The sequence below is a fragment of the Halothiobacillus neapolitanus c2 genome (genome assembly GCF_000024765.1).
Taxonomy (GTDB): Bacteria; Pseudomonadota; Gammaproteobacteria; order Halothiobacillales; family Halothiobacillaceae; genus Halothiobacillus; species Halothiobacillus neapolitanus.
This window is the reverse complement of the sequence record NC_013422.1, coordinates 815,585-833,156: the sequence shown is the minus strand read 5'-3', so window position 1 is coordinate 833,156 and position 17,572 is coordinate 815,585. Positions and strand designations below refer to the sequence as shown.

The following is a 17,572-nucleotide window of genomic DNA, read 5'->3' as shown; positions in this document are numbered from 1 at the left end:
AGAATAATGAACGTTCTTTTTGCCACGAGCGAAATGTTCCCATTGATCAAAACCGGTGGGCTCGCCGATGTATCCGGTGCACTCCCACTGGCTTTAAGCCAAGTGGGCGTGGATGTGCGCGTTGTCTTACCAAGATATGCCAACATCAAAACTGATTTAATTGAATCTGAAATCCAAATTGGTCAAAAAGAAATTTTGGGACAACCCGTAAAGATCAACCTTGCCAACTTGAACACTGGGCATCTGGTCTACTTGGTCGATCATCCGGTTTTTTCAGCACGTCAGGGGAACCCCTATATAGGGCCGGACGGCAACAATTGGCACGACAATCCGGATCGGTTTGGCTTGTTTTGTCGGGCTGTTGTCGCCCTGTCCACCGGACTTTTCGGTGATGCATGGAAGCCGGACATCATCCACAGCAACGATTGGCAAACAGGATTGATTCCGGCACTACTCTCTGAAAGCAGTTCGCCAAAAAATATTTTCACCATTCATAATCTGGCTTATCAAGGGGTATTCGATCGTCCGACTTTCGAACGATTGGGCCTGCCCTGGTCTCTCTGGCGCCCGGATGCGCTGGAATATTGGGGGAATATGTCCTTCATGAAAGCCGGCATCGTCTTTTCGAAATTCGTCACCACAGTTAGCAACACCTATGCGCAGGAAATCCAGTCGCCGGAGTTCGGATACGGGCTCGATGGCCTACTCCATCATAAACAGGATCGACTGAAGGGAATCCTTAACGGTATTGGTGAAGACTGGAACCCTCAAACCGACCCATTGCTTGAAAAGCCATTCAGCACATCAGATATGACCGGAAAGGCGATCATCAAGGAGAGCATTCAACACGAATTCGGCCTCACGATCGACGGGAACATACCGCTCATTACCCATGTCGGTCGGTTGGTCGAGCAAAAAGGAATCGATCTGCTCATCCAGGCAATTGAAACATTGGGAAGCGCGCAGGTACAGTTCGTTATTTTGGGCGCGGGAGAACACCGGTTTGAACACGCCTTACGTAGCCTCGCTGAGAAGAACCCAGATCGGATCGCTGTTGTCATCGGCTATGACGAGAAGTTGGCGCACCGGCTTGAAGCCGCTGGTGACGCGTTCATCATGCCTAGCCGTTTCGAACCCTGCGGCCTAAATCAAATGTACAGCCTACGATACGGCGCCCTGCCGATTGTTCACCGGGTTGGCGGCCTTGCTGATACTGTCACGCATATCACGCCAGAAAGTATTAAGGATGGTTCCGCTTCCGGTATTGTGATCGACCATCTGGATGTTTCCGCCATCCACTGGGCGATCGGGTATTTCATGGAAATTTACAAAGATCGAGACTTATACAGAAAAATCCAGCAACAAGGAATGCAAAAGGATTTCGGATGGATAACCAGTGCCAAAGAATATAAAAAAATTTATTCTGCAGCACTCAAGGAACAGACCCATGATGAATCGAGTCAACACGAACACTGAAGAACTTAGGGGTGAACTTGATCGACTCGCGAAGTCGGCATTGGATAGCGCGTTAAACAGCCTTTTTAACGAAATAGAAAAGAAGCTGTTTACTCGTGCTGATCACACCTCAAATCAGCACGACAAATCAGAGCTATTCGAAAAAATCGCCCAACTTAAAAACAGCAGGAACGATTTCGAAGAAACGCTTTACTCTGTTATTAGGGAAAGCAATCCGATTCTGAACCAGATCAATTGGGCGAGCGTCGTTCAGAACCGATCTTTAGCGCTGCAGATGGAGGACATGATTGCGCACGCTAAAGCAAAATATGGCATAGAACACGCGCAATATGAATCGAGGATCAAAAGCCTGAATCTGACTGAGAAAGAAAGCTTCCCCCAACATTTGTACACCGTTTCTTCAATCACCTATGGCTTTATAAAAGCGAGTCATCACTTCCAAAGTGATATTAGAGACAGTCTGATCCGTTCACTCGGAACCCATGTTCTATATAAATTAGAACCGCTCTATATTTTGCTCAATGACCTGCTGATTCAATCTGGCGTGCTTCCCGAGGTCAAAAGCAAACGCCCCCCACAACGGTCAGAGCTTGAGTCATTGATCGATGCCATCTCGGACAGCGAATCGCTCATTCAGGAACAACTGAACGAACACTCAAGGATTTCCTCGGAAGAACTTCAGAATTTCCTTAAGTCATCGGTTGATAACAAAGACGTATTTCTTCAATCCAAATCATCATGGTCACCGAAAAACCTCATTGAGGCGGTTATTGAGCGTTTCAGAAAATCACACCCCAGTCTGCAATCGAAAACCGAGCTGCATAGTCATGACCAGGAAATAATCACGCTCGCCGGTGCCATTCTCTCTGATCTGATTAATAACAACGATATAAACCCGATTATTAAAAATCAGGCGATATCCTTACAAGCCATAGTTCTGAATACCGCATTTACGGATACTGATTTTTTCAGCAACCTCAAAAACCCTGCCCGCGAAGTCCTCAACAAATTGGTCATGCTTGGTTCAGACCCTTACCTCAGCACAGATGACATAAAAAAAATCGCGAATTCGGTAAAATCCTTCATTCGATCAACATCGTCTAAAGAAACACCTGCATTTGAGACGTTGTCTGAGGAGCTGGATGGGATTGAAAACAATGAGCTAGGACATGTTGCGGCGCCACGCGCGGGCAATCACTCGTTAAGCTCTTCGATAACCACCAGAAGCCGAAACCGCATTACTTTCATCATCAATAGCGCTATCGGTGCTGCGTTACTTTCTGACGAGGCCAGTGCCTTTTTGGCAAAGGTGCTGAATCCATTCATGATCCACGTTCTCATGACACATGGGCGACAGTGTGATGAATGGAAAGAAGCTCTGGCAGTCCTCGACAACGTTATTCAGTTAGAAGTCAAAAGCGCCAGCGACATCCGGGATGTTTTGATTGTTGAAAGCAAGGTTAAAGAGCTGATTAAACACCCTATTCTCGGCGATGACTTCTTCAAGGTTGCGGTGCAGAAAACAGCCGCTGATCATTATTTAACCTATCTGAAAAACAAACGCACCCAATTTTCGATAATTCAGAAACGCAAGGAAGAGGAACGCGAAACCCAAGCTACCTCAAATATCGACCAACTCAACTCGGAGTCTGTTGTCGAACAAGTGGAGGCTGCTGAATTAAAAAACGCAGCAAAGGTATCCAGCATACCTTTGCCTCAAGCGCACAAGAACGGCATCGAGGCTAATGATGGTCGCTCAGCGGAAGTCGACGTGCCAAAGACAGACGCTGCTGTACCGGTCGAGGAAACGAATCAACCGGAGCCTGAACCATCACCTTACGAAAACTTGTGCTCCGATCCACGAATCAAACAGTTTCTGGATAGGCATATTCTTAACAATGAGTGGCTTCAGATTTATACCTCTGATGATGCTGCGCTAAGGCGCCTGAAAGCCAGCAAGGTCAACATGGAACTTAAAATTGTCAGTTTCGCCAATAGAAACGGGGAGATAACGCTCGTCCTTCCCATCGCCCAATTTATCAGCGATCTACTCGAAAACCGGAGTAACCCCGTCTTTGATAATCCAAATTACAACAGCGCAAAACAACAGCTTCTGGATACGATCAAATCAGAGGGCTTAATATAAATGGATGCCGGCAACCCATCACAAATCGATAACAATCAAGACAGACGGGATTTCAACCGAATCAAGGTCAGGGGCAAGGTTTTACTGAAATGCATGACGCCGCCTTTTGAGATATTCAATGCAGAAATCATTGATGTCAGTGCCAATGGACTGAACATTTCCACAAAAAACGCGCTTGAATTGAACCTGCCTGTTCAACTTTCCGTTTGCACCGTAAATGACAACAACGTGTTCTTCATGAACGGCAAGATCACTTGGTGCGAAAAGTCATCGGACGATCAGGGCGAACCTGAATACAACGCTGGGATAGAAATTCAGTTTGATCGTAGAAACAAGGATTACCACGATTGGAGAGCGTTATATATCGCTTGAAAGGTTTGTGACTACAATACTGGCGCTTATACGGAACGCCTTGATTTAAGCGCCAGACTCAATGTTTGGGCATCGAGGTATTCCAGCTCTCCCCCCATGGGCACGCCCTGTGCCAGTCGAGTTACCTTGTAGCGTGCAGGATCAACCCGATCCATGATGTAGCCTGCGGTGGCTTCACCTTCGATCGTCGCGCTTGTCGCCATGATGATTTCTTCAACCGGGCTGTTTGCCAATCGGTTCATCAATTCGGGAATACCGATGTCTTCTGGGCCGATGCCATCCAAGGGTGATAAATGGCCCGACAGGATAAAGTACAGCCCCTGGTATGCACCGGATTGTTCAATCGCCAACCAATCGGTCGGTGATTCGACAATGCAGAGCTGTGTCGCATCTCTGTGGTTATCCGCGCAAACCGGGCAAACCGGCGTTTCAGAAAATATGCGGCAGGATTCGCAGCGACCGATACCCTCAAGCGCCGCAACGATCGCCCTTGCAAGTTGGGCCGCCCCTTCCCGGTCATGTTCGAGCAACTGCAAAGCCATGCGCTGAGCTGTTTTCTGCCCGACCGAAGGCAATCCCCTCAGGGCCTGGACCAATGCGACGAACTTGGGCGAGAACATGTGGGCAGGATCAGAAAGGCAGCTTCATGCCCGCTGGCAGGTTCATGCCCGCCGTGACACTGGACATCATTTCTTGTTGATTGTGTTCGACCCGACGTACGGCATCGTTCACAGCTGCGGCAATCAGATCTTCCAGCATTTCCTTGTCATCGCCCATCAGGCTGTCGTCAATAACCAGTCGACGCACTTCATGCTTACCGGTCATGGTGACCTTGACCAGACCGGCACCGGATTCTCCCGTCACTTCGATTTTGGCAACCTCTTCCTGCATGCGCTGCATCTTTTCCTGCATCTGCTGGGCTTGTTTCATCAAATTGCCGATTCCGCCTTTCATCATGGCTTAATTCTCCTCTGTAGGGTTTGTATTCGATCAGTGTTTTATGCGGGGTCTGATTGGCCATCACGAGGAAGAATACTTTCTTCAACGAGTTGAGCCCCGGCTTGTTCTTGCAGCAGTTGCACAACGGGATGTTGCACAACGCTCTGTCTTCGTTGCTGCTGCAGATTGATCTCTTCCTGATTTCTGCGTTCGGCGGGTGTGATGGCCGCCTGGGCTGATATTTCGGATGTGGCTCGGTCAGATGCCGTATCGTTCTGCCCGATAATAATTTTTACCTTTGAAGTATCGGCCAGTTTAGAAAGCTGAGAAAGCAAACTTTCCCGCGCACGGGCATTGGCAATGACTTCATATTGAGGGGCGACCACAAGTTGAATCTGCCCGTCGACAATATTGATGTGACAGCGATCAGCCAAGTTCCGCCCCGGCTGACCGGGTATGCGCTCAACCCATTCATGCCATGGCAGGTCGGTCAATTGGGCGCGCGCATGGCCAGAATGATCAGGCACATCATGATCAGATTTGTCCTGAACCGGCATTGTTTGCGCAACCATCGGTTCTGCGACCCGATGCTCGGCACTTTTTTGCAAACGCGCCTTTGTTTCGGGCTCGGATTCGGGTTGTGTGATCGATGAAGCAACCCGTTCTGGTTTTGTCTTTGCAGCAGACACGCTGCGTGAATCAGAGGGATAAGAATGGACAGCAGCAGGTTCTGTCGCTTTAACTGCGCCGTTTGAAGCCTCGCCTCCCGGCTGAAATGCCAGCATACGAAGCAAAGTCATCTCAAGACCGATCCGTGCATTGGGCGACCAGGCCATATCGCGTCGGCCCGTCGTGGCGATTTGGTACCACAACTGCAGCAGTTGGGGATCGATGGATTTCAATTCGTCCGGGGGCGGGTTGGCCGCAGCAGACATGGATTGAATCCACTGCCCCATCGCCAACTGATGAATGGACTCGATGAACTGCGCCAGAAGAATCGCCGGCTCTACCGCGCGATCCAGTGCTTCGTCGACCAGAGCAAACAGCCGGTCCGCCGACTGCTGATAGAGCGCGTCGATCATGTCCCAGATGATTTGATGATCACTCAAACCCAAAATCTGGCTCACCTGAACCGTATCGAGCTTGCCGCCGGTGAATGCGATGGCCTGGTCGAGCAGACTCAAGGCGTCCCGCATCGAGCCATTGGCCGCTTCAGCGATCAAGTGCAGGGCAGCCGGCTCAAAAGCAATGTTTTCCTTTTGCAAAACATCGGCCAGATGCTGCTGAATCTGAGAAAGCGGCAAGGCGCGCAAATTGAACTGCAAGCACCGGGAGAGCACCGTGACAGGTAGTTTTTGCGGATCGGTGGTTGCCAACAAGAACTTGACGTGTTCGGGCGGTTCTTCAAGCGTCTTCAAAAGCGCATTGAAGCTCGATTTCGAGAACATATGCACTTCGTCGATCAGATAGATCTTGAACCGACCGCGCACCGGCGCGTAGGCCACGTTCTCAAGCAAGTCACGGGTGTCGTCGACACCGGTGCGCGAAGCGGCATCGACTTCAATCAAATCGACAAAGCGGCCCTGATCAATTTCAACGCAGGCACTGCATACACCACAGGGCGTACTGGATATGCCGTGCTCGCAATTCAACGCTTTGGCAAAAATTCGCGCGACGGTGGTCTTGCCCACGCCTCGAGTGCCGGTGAACAGGTAAGCATGGTGCAAACGGCTTTGGTCCAGCGCATTCGTCAGTGCTTGCAGGACATGGCCTTGGCCAACCATTTCGGCAAAGCTTTTGGGACGCCATTTGCGCGCCAGCACGAGGTAGCTCATAGCGCAACAGCCGAATTGAATGAAATGAATTTTGGGAAGGTGGCATCCCGCACCCGCCGATCTCCGGCACCCAAGGCAACCGTTACCGTTGCTCCCTTCCGGGCCTGGCGGGGTTCACGGCGCATTGTCGCGAAGGGACGAATACGGAACACCATAGAAACCATCTTCTGTTCGAAAAATGGAACGCGATCATAACACGCCAAGGGCGCGGAGACCATCGTCCACACAAACCGAAAACTCAATTAGTCGCGCTCATCGCAATGCCCATCACCACATCAAGTGCGGCGAGAAGACACTGGTTTTCTTCGGGCGTTCCAACCGTGATCCGCAGAAATTCGGCAATTCGGGGCTTGTTGAAGTGACGAACCATCACACCCTGCTGGCGCAATCCAAGATAAAGTTGCTCACCACCTTGCTTGGGATGGCGTGCAAAAACGAAATTGGCACCGGATGGCAGCACAGTGAAACCGCGCGATACAAGCGCCTTGGTCAGTGCTTCCCTCGCATCGATAATGCGTGTGCAGGTTTGTGCAAAGTAGGCTCCATCCTCGAAGGCTGCCTTCGCACCCGCCAAGGCCAGACGGTCCAGTGGATAGGAGTTGAAACTGTCTTTGACGCGCACCAGTGCCTCGATCAAAGCAGGCTGACCCAGCGCCAATCCGACGCGCAAACCCGCCAAAGAACGGGATTTGGACAGTGATTGCGTCACCAGAACATTGGGAAAGCGATCGATCAGGGCAACCGCCGACTCGCCACCAAAATCAATATATGCCTCGTCGATCACCACGACCACATCCGGTTGCCCCGCAACAATCCGTTCAATTTCCACCAAAGAAAGTAAGCGCCCAGTCGGTGCGTTCGGGTTGGGAAAGATAATGCCACCAATCGATGGTTGCTCAGCCTGGGCATAATCTTCCACCCGAATAGCCAGATCCTCATCAAGCGGAATCAATCGATAATCAATACCGTACAGCGCGCAGTAAACCGGATAGAAGCTGTAACTGATGTCGGGAAAGAGGATGGGCTTTTCGTGCGCGAGCAGGGCCTGAAAAACAAAGGCCAGAACCTCATCCGAACCGTTGCCGACGAACACATGATCGGGTGTTAAACGGTAGTATTCGGCGATCGTTTCGCGCAGGTCGTGCGCCGTCGGATCGGGATAAAGGCGCAAACTCTCGTTCAAAACAGATTCAATCGCCGTAATGACCTTGGGCGACGGGCCATATGGATTTTCGTTGGTGTTGAGCTTGATCAGGCGCCGGCCATCCGGTCCAGCACCTTTGGGCTGTTCACCAGGAACATAGGGGGTCAACCCGCCAACCAGTCGCGACCAGAACGGTGAACTCATATCCGACTCCTCTTCCCCACGCTGCCCGGCCCTACACCAAACTTCAATTTCGTTGGATTCATCAACGTTGTGCCTTAACGGTGATCCTTGACACGGTAACGAGCCGAGGCACCGTGGGCGTACAGCCCTTCGGATTCGGCCAGAACTTCGGCCAACGCACCGAGTACCGCACTGCCCTCTGCCGAGCACTGGATAATACTCGAACGCTTCTGGAAGTCGTACACCCCCAATGGCGAAGAGAATCGTGCGGTGCCGGAAGTCGGCAGCACGTGATTCGGGCCAGCACAGTAATCGCCCAAGGCCTCGGCGGTATATTTACCGACGAAAATCGCACCGGCGTGGCGGATCTCCGGTAGGCGTTGCTCGGCGCCTTCAAACGAAAGCTCAAGGTGCTCCGGTGCAATACGGTTCGCCAACTCAATGGCCGCGTCCATGTCCGGCACGTGAATCAACGCACCTCGGTTGGTCAACGCGGTCCGGATGATGGCTGCGCGAGGTTGATCTGCCAGCAATTTTTCAATCGAGGCGGTCACCTTGTCGAGAAATTGAGCATCGGGAGAAATCAGGATGGATTGGGCCTGCTCGTCGTGCTCCGCCTGCGAGAACAAGTCCATCGCGATCCAGTCCGGATCGGTCTTGCCATCACAGAGAATCAGAATTTCCGATGGTCCGGCGATCATGTCGATGCCCACCTTGCCAAACACAGCGCGCTTCGCGGCTGCGACATAGATATTACCTGGGCCGACAATCTTGTCGACGGCAGGTACGGTTGCGGTGCCGTAGGCCAGCGCAGCGACGGCCTGTGCCCCACCGATGCGGAAAATACGGTCGACACCGGCGACATGTGCAGCCGCAAGCACCGTGTCGTTGATGATCCCGTCCGGAGTCGGCACCACCATGATCAGTTCGCGGACACCGGCAACCTTGGCCGGAATCGCATTCATCAAGACCGATGAGGGATACGCCGCCTTGCCGCCGGGCACGTACAGGCCCGCTCGATCCAGGGGACTGACTTGCTGCCCGAGGACCGTTCCGTCTGCTTCGGTGAACTGCCATGAAGTCATCTTTTGATGTTCGGCATAGGCACGAATACGCGCCGCCGCCTGAGTCAAGGCTGCCAACAGTTCGGGCGATGTGCGAGCGACCGATGCATCGATTTCTTCACGGGTAAAGGCCAAAGCGTCTGCCGAAGACAGGTCGAGCCGATCGAACTTGGCGGTGTAACGCAACAGAGCGGTGTCGCCTTCATCACGAATCGCATGGATGATTTCATCAACCGTGGTCTGTACGGAGGCATCGGCAACACTCGACCAATCGAGCAATTTCTGTAGGTTGGCAGAAAAATCAGGGGCTAACGCATCTAATCGCTTCATCATGCCGTAGCCGCCTCCGCTGCGAGGTATTCATCGAGTTGACGGACCAGATCGGCTATTTCACGATGCTTCAATTTCTGGGCCGCCCGATTGACAATCAGCCGGGATGAAATGTCGGCAATGTGCAGCAAGGGCTCAAGACCATTTGCACGCAAGGTATTTCCGGTATCGACCACATCGACGATGCAATCGGACAAATCCACCAGCGGGGCGAGTTCCATCGACCCGTAGAGCTTGATCAACTCGATCTGCCGCCCTTGTTCGGCGAAGTAGCATTCCGCCGAATGCGTGTACTTGGTCGCCACACGCAGCCGACCTGGCTGGTCGGTGGAGCCGGGCTTGCCTGCCACCATCAACTTGCAACGGGCAATATTGAGGTCAAGCAATTCAAACAACCCCTCGCCACCGTGCTCCATGAGCACATCCTTACCGGCCACGCCCAGATCCGCCGCACCGTACTGAACGTAGGTAGGCACATCGGATGCACGCAGAATCAACAGCTTGATATGCGCATGGTTGGTATCCAGAATGAGTTTGCGTGTGGTTTCCGGGTCATCCTTCGGCGTAATACCTACGTGCGCCAACAGGGGCAGGGTATCCTTGAAAATACGGCCCTTGGAAAGCGCGATGATAATGTTTTGCTGACTCATACGACTCTGGTCACTCGTTTATTCCAATGGGTTATTGGTTGATGCGCTGAATATTCGCGCCCAGTTTAGAAAGCTTTTCTTCGATCGATTCATAGCCTCGGTCGATATGATAAATCCGGTTGATCGTGGTCTCGCCCTCGGCAACCAGACCGGCCAGAATCAGACTGGCAGAAGCACGCAAATCGGTCGCCATCATCTGCGCGCCTGTCAGAACCGGCAAGCCACGAACAACGGCCGTATTTCCCTCAACGTGAATATCCGCCCCGATGCGCAGCAACTCTTGCACATGCATGAAACGGTTTTCGAATATCGTTTCAATCACTGTAGCCGTACCCTCGGCAATACAATTCAAGGCCAAGAACTGCGCCTGCATGTCCGTGGGGAACCCGGGATGCGGTGCCGTGCGCACATTGACTGAGTGAAGACGACGGCCCGTCATGTCGAGCTCGATCCAATCGTCACCTGTTGTGATATGCGCACCCGCTTCGGTCAATTTGCTCAATACCGCGTCGAGCAAACGCGGATCGGTATCGCGAACCCGCACCTTACCGCCCGTCATGGCTGCAGCAACCAAATATGTTCCGGTTTCAATACGATCGGGCAGAACGCGATAACGCACGCCCTGCAATGACTTAACCCCACGAATCGTGATGACATCCGTACCAACGCCGGTGATATCAGCCCCCATTTTAATGAGGAAGTTCGCCAGATCGATCACCTCGGGTTCACGCGCGGCATTTTCCAGCACGGTTTCACCTTCAGCAAACACGGCAGCCATCATCAAGTTTTCGGTGCCCGTGACCGTCACTTGATCCATGACGATCCGTGTGCCGACCAGACGCTCTGCCTTGGCATCGATGTAGCCATTCTCGACTTTGATTTGTGCCCCGAGTGCCATCAACCCATGAAGGTGAATATCAACCGGTCGCGACCCGATGGCGCAACCGCCGGGCAAAGATACCTTGGCTTGCCCAAAACGGGCCAGCATGGGGCCGAGCACCAGAATCGAGGCACGCATCGTGCAGACCAGATCGTACGGCGCCACCAGTTTTTCGATGGTGGAGGTGTCGATTTCGACACTCATTTTATCCGAGATGGTGAGCGTCACGCCCATGCCGCCGAGCAACTCCATCATCGTGGTCACGTCCTGCAGGTGCGGCACGTTCTCGATGGTGCAGGGTGTTTCACACAACAGGCCGGCGGCCATGATGGGCAAAACAGCATTTTTGGCTCCGGAAATCCGAACATCCCCACGCAAGGGAGCGCCGCCCCGAATGATTAACTTATTCATTTAATTAACTTTATACCATTATCGGGCTTAAGAACGATTGAGCACCAAGGCGGGCGTAGACGTTCTATGAAACCCCTTCGACGACCATCCAATCGTCCAGATCATATACCCGCATCATGGCTCGCATGGCCTTGGGCGGGTGAGTGTATCGCACTGTGACCGATTGCGCTGCGGCCTCGGCCTGCCACCCCAGCAAAAACGCAACCCCTGCGGTATCGATACGCCCCACGGAACCCAGGGCAATTTCAAGCCGCGTACCGGGTGTTTGCCCGTCTGGCATGGGCAAACTGAGATCACTCAGCGATTCAATGGAGGAACGAAGCAGATCACCCTGTACACGGACCCGCCCGGCCTCACGCACGAAGCGCAAGGCTTCTGCCTGAACCGCGGACGATTCTGAGGCACTCGAATCAGCCATTGTTCTGCGTTTTCAGCGTGGAAATCAGACTATCAAGGCCCTTTTGCTGCACAACCTGAGCGAAGCTGCTGCGATAATTGTTAATCAGGCTGATACCATCGATCACCACATCGTAGGCTTTCCAGTTCCCATCGACGGCAGCCAAACGATAGTCGACCGGCACCGGACCCATATCGCCACCGGAAACAACGGACAAAACTTCAATTTCATCTTTGTCTGCGCCCGGTTTGGTTCCTGTTACTTTAATCGTCTGGTTTCCCAGTTTGGACAAGGGGCCGGCATAGGTGCGAACAAGCAGACGCTTGAATTGCTCGGTAAATGCGGCCTTCTGGCTGGCAGAAGCCGTACGCCAGTAGCGTCCCAGAACCAGTCGACTCATGCGTTCCGAATCAACTTCGGGCAGCAAGGTTTTGTCCACGATATCAAGTAACACGCTCGGGTCCTTCTCAACCTCCGCCTGATTTTTTGCAATTTCATGGATGACCTGATCAGCCGTGCTCTGCACAAGGTTCATGGCCGCTTCGTTGGTCAGGTTGCCCGCAAAGGCAGAGACCGGAACTAAACCGGAAAGTCCCAGACCACCAAGCAGGATCGCATTCAAAAAAAGGCGACGACGCCAGTTCATCGTATTCATTGGGGATAATCTCCTGTAGCAACCCGAAGCTGGGCCACTTGCATATTGAAATCATTGACGGCTTTGAAGTAATCGACCTGTGTGGATGTATTCCCGGCCACGGCCATACCCAATATGCCCCCATCAACCAAACCAGCCTGAAAATCGAGGAAACTGCTGATCATCCAACGTTTGGAGGCAACACGCGCTTTCTCGAGCGCTTCAATCTGAGCATGTAACGACGACACATTGCGATAGGCTTCCGTCACCTGATAGGGAATCCCGACCTGAGCCAGTTGCGCTTTTGCAACGGCACCGCGCAACTCGGCCTCAGCGCTACTCACATTGGCATTGAGCACACCGGGATTGAAATCCCATTTGATGCCGATAACCGGCGTGGCAAACGCCGAGTTGAGCGGATCGTAAATATAGGGGTTATCCAGCCGATCACGACCTGGCGTGTATTGAGCTTGCGCCATAACACCAGCGTAAAGGTTCGGATAGCGCTCTGCCTTGCGCGCCTGAACATAGGACCGCAAGGCAGCCAGACCGGATTCGGCCATATGCATTTCTGGGCGATTAGCCAGCGCTTCGTTGGAAAACTGCTTCAAGCTGCCATCAGGCATCGAGACCGGTGTGATGTGGGTATCGGCTACGGTCAGCGGATCATCGATCGGCACGCCGATAATGGTTTTGAGTCCAGCCAACGCAATCTGCTCGACGCCGGTAGCCTCCGCGATGTATTTATCTAGCAAGCCCAGGCCGTTTTCCAATGCGTAGACGTCCCGCATCGAACCGTTACCTGAATCCGCTTTTTTCTTGAGTGGCGCCTCGGCATCGGCGAGCTGATGACGCACGCCAATCAGCAATCTCCGGGTGTCACGGGCAGTCAGGTAACCATAATAGGCGCGTCGAACCGTAAGCCAGGTCTGTCCCTTGGCCAGCGCGACCTCATCGGATTTGAGATCTTTGTTGTATTTTGCCGCCGTCATGTAATTCGACAACTTGCCGAAGGTGTACAACGGCTTGATGATCGAAGCGGTAATACCCGAAGTCACCGTGATGCCATCATTGATGGTATTGCCATCGTCGCGCAGCGTACATCCGCCCGCCGGGCAGCTGTTGGTACCATTCGTGAACAAACCATTGCTGGCTCTGGGTGCCAGAGCGGCGTACAAATTGACGCTGGCGCGAATTCCGCCCTCGCCTTCCACCTTTTGAATCAAAGCCTGGGCAGCAGCCACGTTCGCGCGCTGCTCTTCAATGCGTGGATCGGCATTCAGGGCCATTTGGGTGGCCTGCTCGAGGTTGACGGTCTGCGCCTGTGCCATGCCGCTGAACGCGGCCAATGCCAAAAATATCAGGTGCGTTTTTCTCATTGCGCTGCTGCCTTGTTGAATAAAAATTTAGAGATAACTTTTTCCAGAATGACGGCTGATTGTGTCATCGTGATTTTATCGCCGTTTTTCAGCACTTTCGTATCGCCACCGGGCGAGATTTCGATGTACTGGGCACCCAACAGCCCAGCAGTATAGATGCTTGCGAACGAGTCTTTAGGCAGATTATCGTATTGCGAACTGATGACCATTGTCACCACGGCCTCGAAGGTGTTTGGATCGATCTGTATATTAGAGACCCGCCCGATTGTGACACCCGCCATCTTGATCGGCGAGCGGTCGGTCAAACCGCCGATATTGTCGAATTCAGCCGTCAAGGTATAACCCGAAACCGAGCTGGTACCGAAATCACTCCATTTGAGTGTCAACACGAGCAAAGCCGCAATCCCGGCCAGCACGAAGGCGCCAACCACCATTTCAATTCCACGTTGTGCATTCATCATTCAGGCCCCAAACATCCAGGCGGTCAAAATAAAATCCAGTCCCAGCACACAGAGCGAGCTCAGCACCACGGTTCGCGTGGTCGCGCGGGAGATCCCCAGCGACGTCGGTTCTGCATTAAAACCTTCAAAAACGGCAATCAAACCAACCACGGCACCAAAAACCAAGCTCTTGATCACGCCATTGAGCACATCGTCCACGGGTTGCATCTGCTGCTGGATTTGCCCCCAGTACGAGGCAGGGTCGACACCCAGCACGACCACACCGATGAAATAGCCACCGGCAATACCCACCAGAGAGAACAACCCGGCAAGCAAAGGCATGGAGAACACCGCACCCCAAAACCGTGGGGCCACGACCCGACGCAGTGGATCGACCGCCATCATTTCCATGGCAGAAAGCTGCTCGGTGGTTTTCATCAAGGCGATCTCCGCAGTCACGGCTGATCCGGCACGACCGGCAAACAGCAAAGCCGTCACGACCGGACCGAGCTCCCGAACCAGCGATAAGGCAACCATCACGCCCAGCGATTCGGTCGCATTGAACTTGGAGAGAATATTGTAGCCCTGCAAACCCAGCACCAGACCGACAAATCCACCGGAAATCAGAATAATGACCAACGAAAGCACACCAATCGCGTACAACTCCTGAACGATCAATCGTGGACGCGTCCAAGCCGGCAACAAACGCCACAGTAATTGCCCGGTGAACAGGATCATTTGCCCGGCATGCGCCACCGCGGCCAGCGCGCCCTGCCCGAGCAGTGCCAAGCCGTTGAAAAATGCGTTTCGGTATCCGTTCATCCTACGTTCCTGTGCCGACTCGCTGCCGCCGCAGCGTCCGATTTATCCGGACGAGGCAGCAAGCCCAATGCCTCGGCGAAGGTTCTGGCCGAGCGCTGGCCGAGCTCGGACTGATCGTCGTCTGGGGCCCCTTCGAGGAACTGCCGTAAAAACGGATTGCCCGGCATTTCGGCACGCAACGCGTCCGGCGAGCCGGAGGCCACGATCCGCGCCTGATTGATGACCACAACGTGGTCAGCAATCGATAGGGCTTCAGTCACATCATGGGATACGAGTACGCTGGTCAAGCCCAAGGCCTGATTCAGCGAGGCGATCAGTCGCAGAAGCACGCCCACGTTAATCGGGTCCTGCCCCGTAAAGGGCTCGTCGTACAACATCAATTCGGGATCGAGCGCCAGTGCACGCGCCAGCGCCACACGACGCGCCATCCCGCCGGACAGAGCCGCCGGCATTTGCCCGGCAGCCTCCAACAACCCGACCGCCTGCAATTTCAACGTCACCATGCGCTGGATCATCGGCTCGGGAAGACGGCTATGCTCCCGCAGCGGGAAAGCCACATTCTCTGCGGCGGTAAGATCGGTAAACAGGGCGCCGTTCTGAAACAACATCCCCAAACGCCGACGCATCGCCAACAGGGACTTGGACGATGCGCGCGCCACGTCCAGCCCATCAACCCGCACAGTGCCCGAATCGGGTTTGATCTGGCCACCAATCAGTCGCAGCAAGGTGGTTTTCCCGGTTCCCGATGGCCCCATGATCGCGGTGATCTTTCCCCGCGGAATAGCGATGTTTACGCCATCAAAAATACATTTTCGACCACGGGAAAAACGCACGTTTTCAAAGGTGATGTAGGAATCGCTGGTCATCACAACCCCATCAGCTCGATCAAGGTTTGCAAGCGGTCAAGGGTCGGCACCGAGGGCGACTCACCGTCGACAAACAGCGCACAAGGCCCGGCGGGTGCCTGCTGTACGAATTGCTCGAGCCAAGCCCTGATCTGCGCGGGCTGATCACTACCCGGCATAAGTGCCACGCGTGCACCGCCGCCCCCCTCTGCCTGAGGAGTCCATACCGGTGTGCTGGGCGTCATAATAATGAGTTGCTGTTCAGGATGAGCCGCCTGCCAGAGATTGGCTTGTGCCGAGTCTTCAGCCACCCAGACGGTCAGCACCGGTTTTGGCGCATCGACGATGGCCGCAAGCATCTCGGCGAGATCATCATCACCATCCTCGACCCAGATTACCTGCGTCATCATGGCAAGATAACTGTGACGCCAGTCTTCCGGCATCCCATCCGGGTAAAATTCCTGGATCAGGGAGGCCGCCCGCCGATGGCGGATGCCCAAGTGAATATCCGTGCTGATCTTTGTATTTGGCACCACTTCAATTGAACGCGTTATCGTCATGAATAAATCTCACGCAGGAGACGAAAGCCGAGATTCAAGTCGATCTCGTTTTCATGGCGCAGGGTCCGTGACGCGCTTCGGCAAGCCCCCGGACCATCGAACCAAGAACCGCCACGCACCACATGAAAATGGCGATGGCGGGCATCCGGGCTGCGAAAGGGCATGTCGCCGACGCGAGGGGTGGAGCGATAGCTGTCACGCCAATGATCCAGCGTGAATTCCTGCATATTGCCGTGCATTTCAAACAGGCCCCAAGCGTTGGGCGGCAAGGTGCCGACTTGCACCGGACGCCCGATGCCACAAATAAACAGCCCACGGGTGCAATGCAAACCGCCGGAACAGTTCACCTCTTCTCGACGAATTTTATCGCCGAAGCTGAACATGGTCGTGGTGCCCGCCCGCGCTGCGTATTCCCACTCCGCTTCGGTAGGCAGGCGATAATGTTGCCGCGTCTGCTCTGATAGCCAAGCGGCATAGGCCGCAGCATCCTTTATGGACACGTTGTACACGGGGAAGTCCAGATCATTCCAGGAATAAGGACGTGGCCGCCGGTGATCGCTCGCCAATAGAAACTGATTGTATTCGCGGCGGCGTATCGTGCCTCGGGTCAACGCAAAATGACGAGGAAAACTGACTTCATGCCGTGGCTGTTCAGATTTTTGCGCTTGATACTCGGATTCCTTGGCGCCCATCATGAATTCGCCCGCCGGAATAATCGCGAGCTCGGGCGCTGGCGAGCCATCGGCCAGGGTATCGTGAAAGAAAACATCCCGGTTGAGCGCCTCGGCAGCCTGAACCTGCTGGGCAGAAGCACCAACTGAAGAGGTCAGTATCTCAGAACTCAACACCGCAGAATTCACCGCAAAATACCCCCGTAAAATTCAGACATGGCAAGGAACAGCAAGAAAGTTGGGCAAAGAACAGGGCGTAAACCATGAATGAGTTGGATCATGAACGCTGTTCTTATTTTACCCGGCATTGATCCGTCGCTTGCTGCGCCACCGCCCTTACGAAACTCAGATCGCTATAAGGTTAGCAGGCAAATTATTAACCTGACCACCAATA

The 17,572-nt window shown here is 53.6% G+C and carries 18 protein-coding genes and 1 other RNA gene; 3 read left to right on the top strand and 16 right to left on the bottom strand.

Annotation, left to right across the window (positions count from 1 at the left end; all coding sequences use genetic code 11):
* Nucleotides 1–6 precede the first annotated feature (6 nt).
* The 3 genes from glgA to HNEAP_RS03905 are packed head-to-tail and all read left to right on the top strand — an operon-like array spanning nucleotide 7 to nucleotide 3,994.
* Nucleotides 7–1,476: a glycogen synthase GlgA gene (gene glgA, locus HNEAP_RS03915; RefSeq protein WP_012823659.1), complete on the top strand. Its 1,470-nt coding sequence runs from the start codon at nucleotides 7–9 to the stop codon at nucleotides 1,474–1,476.
* The gene (locus HNEAP_RS03910) at nucleotides 1,448–3,622 is read left to right on the top strand and encodes a DUF1631 family protein (protein WP_012823658.1); all 2,175 of its coding nucleotides are present in this window, start codon (nucleotides 1,448–1,450) and stop codon (nucleotides 3,620–3,622) included. Before glgA ends, HNEAP_RS03910 begins: the two co-directional genes overlap by 29 nt.
* Complete coding sequence (locus HNEAP_RS03905) at nucleotides 3,623–3,994, top strand: PilZ domain-containing protein (protein WP_012823657.1); 372 nt, start codon at nucleotides 3,623–3,625, stop codon at nucleotides 3,992–3,994.
* 26 nt (nucleotides 3,995–4,020) lie between these two features.
* Here the strand turns inward: HNEAP_RS03905 and recR are convergent, their stop codons facing one another.
* From recR to HNEAP_RS03825, 16 genes are all read right to left on the bottom strand, one after another.
* Nucleotides 4,021–4,614 carry a recombination mediator RecR gene (gene recR, locus HNEAP_RS03900; protein WP_012823656.1) on the bottom strand — a complete coding sequence of 198 codons (594 nt, stop codon included), beginning with the start codon at nucleotides 4,612–4,614 and terminating at the stop codon, nucleotides 4,021–4,023.
* 10 nt (nucleotides 4,615–4,624) lie between these two features.
* Nucleotides 4,625–4,951, bottom strand: a complete 327-nt coding sequence (locus tag HNEAP_RS03895; RefSeq protein ID WP_012823655.1) for a YbaB/EbfC family nucleoid-associated protein — start codon at nucleotides 4,949–4,951, stop codon at nucleotides 4,625–4,627.
* 41 nt (nucleotides 4,952–4,992) lie between these two features.
* Nucleotides 4,993–6,768 (bottom strand): DNA polymerase III subunit gamma/tau, encoded by a 1,776-nt coding sequence (dnaX, locus tag HNEAP_RS03890; RefSeq protein WP_012823654.1) that lies wholly within the window; start codon nucleotides 6,766–6,768, stop codon nucleotides 4,993–4,995.
* 47 nt (nucleotides 6,769–6,815) lie between these two features.
* An RNA gene (ffs, locus tag HNEAP_RS12480) (signal recognition particle sRNA small type) lies at nucleotides 6,816–6,912 on the bottom strand.
* 94 nt (nucleotides 6,913–7,006) lie between these two features.
* Nucleotides 7,007–8,116: a histidinol-phosphate transaminase gene (hisC, locus tag HNEAP_RS03880; protein WP_012823653.1), complete on the bottom strand. Its 1,110-nt coding sequence runs from the start codon at nucleotides 8,114–8,116 to the stop codon at nucleotides 7,007–7,009.
* A gap of 74 nt (nucleotides 8,117–8,190) precedes the next feature.
* Nucleotides 8,191–9,492 carry a histidinol dehydrogenase gene (gene hisD, locus HNEAP_RS03875; protein ID WP_012823652.1) on the bottom strand — a complete coding sequence of 434 codons (1,302 nt, stop codon included), beginning with the start codon at nucleotides 9,490–9,492 and terminating at the stop codon, nucleotides 8,191–8,193.
* Nucleotides 9,489–10,139 (bottom strand): ATP phosphoribosyltransferase, encoded by a 651-nt coding sequence (gene hisG / locus HNEAP_RS03870; protein ID WP_012823651.1) that lies wholly within the window; start codon nucleotides 10,137–10,139, stop codon nucleotides 9,489–9,491. The genes hisD and hisG overlap by 4 nt, the downstream gene beginning before the upstream one ends.
* 31 nt (nucleotides 10,140–10,170) lie before the next feature.
* The gene (murA, locus tag HNEAP_RS03865; RefSeq protein ID WP_012823650.1) at nucleotides 10,171–11,430 is read right to left on the bottom strand and encodes a UDP-N-acetylglucosamine 1-carboxyvinyltransferase; all 1,260 of its coding nucleotides are present in this window, start codon (nucleotides 11,428–11,430) and stop codon (nucleotides 10,171–10,173) included.
* A 64-nt stretch (nucleotides 11,431–11,494) separates the two neighbouring features.
* A complete protein-coding gene (locus HNEAP_RS03860; RefSeq protein WP_012823649.1) occupies nucleotides 11,495–11,848 on the bottom strand; it encodes an STAS domain-containing protein in 354 nt (117 codons plus the stop codon).
* Entirely contained in the window at nucleotides 11,841–12,482 is a 642-nt protein-coding gene (locus HNEAP_RS03855) for an MlaC/ttg2D family ABC transporter substrate-binding protein (RefSeq protein ID WP_012823648.1), read from the bottom strand. The genes HNEAP_RS03860 and HNEAP_RS03855 overlap by 8 nt, the downstream gene beginning before the upstream one ends.
* Nucleotides 12,479–13,840 (bottom strand): TolC family protein, encoded by a 1,362-nt coding sequence (locus HNEAP_RS03850; RefSeq protein WP_012823647.1) that lies wholly within the window; start codon nucleotides 13,838–13,840, stop codon nucleotides 12,479–12,481. Before HNEAP_RS03850 ends, HNEAP_RS03855 begins: the two co-directional genes overlap by 4 nt.
* Nucleotides 13,837–14,301, bottom strand: coding sequence for an outer membrane lipid asymmetry maintenance protein MlaD (gene mlaD, locus HNEAP_RS03845; protein WP_336433114.1), 465 nt, complete (start codon nucleotides 14,299–14,301; stop codon nucleotides 13,837–13,839). The genes HNEAP_RS03850 and mlaD overlap by 4 nt, the downstream gene beginning before the upstream one ends.
* Nucleotides 14,302–15,102: a lipid asymmetry maintenance ABC transporter permease subunit MlaE gene (mlaE, locus tag HNEAP_RS03840; RefSeq protein WP_012823645.1), complete on the bottom strand. Its 801-nt coding sequence runs from the start codon at nucleotides 15,100–15,102 to the stop codon at nucleotides 14,302–14,304.
* A complete protein-coding gene (locus tag HNEAP_RS03835) occupies nucleotides 15,099–15,968 on the bottom strand; it encodes an ABC transporter ATP-binding protein (RefSeq protein WP_012823644.1) in 870 nt (289 codons plus the stop codon). The genes mlaE and HNEAP_RS03835 overlap by 4 nt, the downstream gene beginning before the upstream one ends.
* Nucleotides 15,968–16,507: a hypothetical protein gene (locus tag HNEAP_RS03830; RefSeq protein WP_012823643.1), complete on the bottom strand. Its 540-nt coding sequence runs from the start codon at nucleotides 16,505–16,507 to the stop codon at nucleotides 15,968–15,970. The genes HNEAP_RS03835 and HNEAP_RS03830 overlap by 1 nt, the downstream gene beginning before the upstream one ends.
* Entirely contained in the window at nucleotides 16,504–17,367 is an 864-nt protein-coding gene (locus tag HNEAP_RS03825) for a formylglycine-generating enzyme family protein (protein WP_012823642.1), read from the bottom strand. Before HNEAP_RS03825 ends, HNEAP_RS03830 begins: the two co-directional genes overlap by 4 nt.
* Between the last annotated feature and the right edge of the window lie 205 nt (nucleotides 17,368–17,572).